Annotated in this window: 4 protein-coding genes; 2 read left to right on the top strand and 2 right to left on the bottom strand. The window is 62.3% G+C overall.

Going from position 1 to position 3,534, the window contains the following annotated elements:
- Together VIW95_RS01660 and VIW95_RS01655 are read left to right on the top strand one after the other, a co-directional pair.
- Positions 1-499: HAD-IA family hydrolase (locus tag VIW95_RS01660; protein WP_331583362.1), on the top strand; the 499-nt coding region annotated here is incomplete at its 5' end.
- A 39-nt stretch (positions 500-538) separates the two neighbouring features.
- On the top strand, positions 539-1,822 hold the full coding sequence (locus VIW95_RS01655) for an alkyl sulfatase dimerization domain-containing protein (RefSeq protein WP_331583360.1): 1,284 nt from the start codon (positions 539-541) through the stop codon (positions 1,820-1,822).
- Positions 1,823-1,909: 87 nt separating this feature from the next.
- Here VIW95_RS01655 and VIW95_RS01650 read toward each other — a convergent pair whose 3' ends face one another.
- Positions 1,910-2,392, bottom strand: coding sequence for an NUDIX hydrolase (locus tag VIW95_RS01650; RefSeq protein ID WP_331583358.1), 483 nt, complete (start codon positions 2,390-2,392; stop codon positions 1,910-1,912).
- Positions 2,389-3,534, bottom strand: a 1,146-nt coding sequence (locus VIW95_RS01645; protein WP_331583356.1) for an anhydro-N-acetylmuramic acid kinase, incomplete at its 5' end; no start/stop codon positions are given. The genes VIW95_RS01650 and VIW95_RS01645, both read right to left, overlap by 4 nt.

Raw genomic sequence — 3,534 nt, 5'->3', positions numbered from 1 at the left:
GTACGAACATTTTTTTCGCGGCTGGATGACGGCGGCCGGGATTCCTGAGGAGGAATTTCTGGAGTGCGCAACGAGATTCGGCGCGATACATCGCGAGGCTACGTTGTGGCGCGTCGTTCGGCCGGGAATCTTCGAAGCGCTCGAGGCGTTCAAGTCGGCAGGATACAAACTCGCGATCGTGTCGAACGCCGAAGGACAGGTCGAAGCGGACGCGATACGATTCGGGCTGGCGCCTTTCTTCGACGTGATAATCGACTCGCACATCGTCGGCGTTGCGAAGCCCGACCCGCGGATCTTCCAGATCGCGCTCGAGCGCCTGGGCGTCGGGCCTCACGATGTGAAATTCACCGGCGACATCTTTTCGATCGACGTCGAGGGTGCGCGAGCGGCGGGAATCGAAGCGCGGCTGATCGATCAGCATCAACGCTACACCTGGGTCGAGCACGGTAAGATTCGGCACATCCGCGAGCTGCATCAGATCGAGGAACCTAACCCCTAGCCCGTTCCCTCGAGCGAAGGGGAACCAAAGTTGAAAGCTATGGGCGTAATTAGAGATCAATCTGAAAAGATTTTCACTGGCGCGATCACGACCCGCCAGTTTCATCCGCTGTTGCCGACCGGCGAGTACGAGGAAATTGCCGATGGCGTCATGTTCTATCGCTGGTTTGCCAACGTGACGGCGGCCAGGACGCGCGAGGGGCTCGTGCTGATCGACACCGGCGGCTACTTCAACCAGGACGCGACGGTGAAACTCATCCGGCAATTCTCGCCGGATCGGGTGAACACGGCGATCTACACGCACGGTCACGTCGATCACGCGTGCGGGATGCCGGCGATTGTCGCGGATGCGCAGAAGAACAAGGTTGCGCGGCCACGCGTCGTGGGGCATCGCGCAGTCGCGGCGCGCTTCGATCGCTACAAGCGCACCGGCGGATACAACACAGTAGTCAACACGCGGCAGTTCAACCGGCCCGCGGCATGGCCGACTGAGTATGTCTATCCGGATACTTACTTCGATAGTCAGTTGAATGTAGTTGCGGGCGACGACAAGTTTGAATGCCATCATGCGCGCGGCGAGACCGACGACCATTGCTGGGTGTTCATTCCGCAGCGCAAGCTGCTGTGCACCGGCGATTTGATAATCTGGGCGGCGCCCAACGCCGGCAATCCGCAGAAGGCGCAGCGCTATGCGCGCGAATGGGCCGAGGCGCTGCGCGTGATGGCGCGGCTCGGGGCGGAAGTACTCGTGCCGGGGCACGGTTACCCGGTGTTTGGCGCGATTCGCGTTCGGCAGGTGCTGAATGACACGGCGAACTACCTGCAGAGCCTGTACGATCAGACGATTGCGATGATGAATGCGGGCGCGCCTCTGGACGAAGTCATTCACACCGTGAAACCACCGGCGAATCTCGCGGAGAAGCCGTGGCTGCAAGCGGTGTACGACGAGCCCGAGTTTATCGTGCGCAACATCTGGCGGCTCGAGGGCGGATGGTACGACGGCACGCCCTCGAATCTGAAGCCGGCCACGGACGGCGAGCGTGCGCGGGAGATCGCGGCGCTGGCTGGCGGAGTCGCGCCGGTGATCGCGCGAGCGAACGAAAAACTGGCGGCGGGTGATGTCGTGCTCGCGTGTCATCTGGCGGATTGGGCGGTGGCGGCCGCGCCGGACGACAAATCGGCGCATGAGGTGAGGATGAGAGTCTATGCGGCGCGGGCTGATCGCGAAGAATCGACAATGGCTCATGGCATCTTTCGATCGGCGGTGGTCGAGTCGGCGGCGAAGGCGGGAGTCGAGGCGCCGGAAGATAAGAGAAGTGCATAACGAAGGAACTTGATTAAATGTGAAACCCGCGGTGGGTTTCACACTTCCTTCGGCAGGGGTGACCCCTGCACCCAATGGTAGGAGGGATTAGTCAGTCGGGTCTCGTTGGACGATGTGAGTGATCGAAGTTGGTAGTGCGCACAGACCCGTCTTTAGAAACGACGGGAAGATATTCAAGTCCTTGAGTGTGTCGAGGCGGTGCCATCGGAAGATTAACGGCGTGCCGTTTTCTTCCTTGCTGTAAAATTCCTTGCCGACATCAAGTTGAGTGACTTCGGGTGGCGGGGTTACCAGATAAAAGAATCCGAGCTCTTGATGGCGTTTGCCGTCGAGGGTGAAGAAGTTCTCGACCACCCATACCAGGCGATCGATTTCCACACTCATGCCGGTTTCTTCGCGCATCTCTCGTATCATCGCGGCGTCGGCGAGCTCGCCGATTTCGACGTGGCCGCCGGGGAGGAACCAAGAAGGGAACTGCTCGATGCGAACCAATAGTACGTGGTCGCAGTGAATTACGATTCCGCTGGCGCGGAAATCGAACTGCAGGCCGTTGCGCTCGAACGCGATCATGCTAGTGGCCGCGGTGGCATCGTGAGTTTGCCGAGGATGGCCGGGGTGCGCGCGCCGGTGACGCTCGGGATGTTGCCTTGGCGGCCGCGCAGCATCTGGTAGCCGAGGATAGCGAAGGCGACCGCTTCGACTGCGTCGCCGTCAACGCCGACCTTCGCGGCGGTGAGCACTTCGACCTCGGGAAGCTCGTCGGCGATCATTCGCATCAGGGTGGGATTCTGCGCGCCGCCGCCGGTGATGATCAACTGATCGACAGGACCGCGCGGTGAAATGAAACGGCGGCATGCGTCGGCGATCGAGCGTGCGCTGAGCGCGGTCACGGTCGCGAGCTGATCGTGGTCAACGACTTTCATGCGACGGGCGTCGGCGACGATGCGATCGAGCAAATCCGGTCCGAACTCCTCGCGGCCGGTTGATTTTGGCGGTGGGCGACGAAAGTAAGGATGTTCCATCAGCTTCTCGAGCAGCGGTTGGTTGACGTGGCCGCTCGCCGCGATGCGTCCGTCACGATCCATTCGCAAGCGGCCGCCCGAGATTCGTGACGCCAGCGCGTCGATCATGCCGTTGCCGGGACCGGTGTCGAATGCGATCAGGTCGGGGTGATCCAGGCGCGCGACGCGCGGAATGTACGTCGCGTTGGCGATGCCGCCGATGTTTTGCACGACGCGGCCGCGCTTGGGATCCGCAAACAGCCATAGATGAGCGAGGGGCGCGAGAGGGGCGCCTTCGCCACCGAGCGCGAGATCCATCGTGCGAAAGTCGGCGACCACGGGAACGCCGGTAGCCGCGGCGATGACGGCGGACTCGCCGAGTTGGAGCGTGGAAGCGATCTGTCCGCGCGCGGCGCGGCGCGGAGGGAGATGAAAGAATGTATGGCCGTGAGATCCGATAAAGGCGACGTCGGTCAACGCGATGCGCGCGCGTTTGGCGATCTCGATGGCGGCGCGGCCGAGCTCGCGGCCGAGCGCGAAGTTGAGCGTGGAGAGCGCGGCGGCGCCGATTTTCTCGTCGGCGGAAGCGGCGAGCAGCTCTTTGCGAAAGCGCGCCGGGTACGCGAAAGTTTGAAACGCGATCACGCGCGCCGGTGGACGTGAACGCTCGTCGAGCTCGACGACGGCGGCGCTCACGCCGTCGTGCGAAGT

The organism is Binatus sp. (SeqCode) (genome assembly GCF_036522015.1).
Classification (GTDB): Bacteria; Desulfobacterota; Binatia; order Binatales; family Binataceae; genus Binatus.
This window is presented reverse-complemented; position numbering and strand designations above follow the sequence as displayed.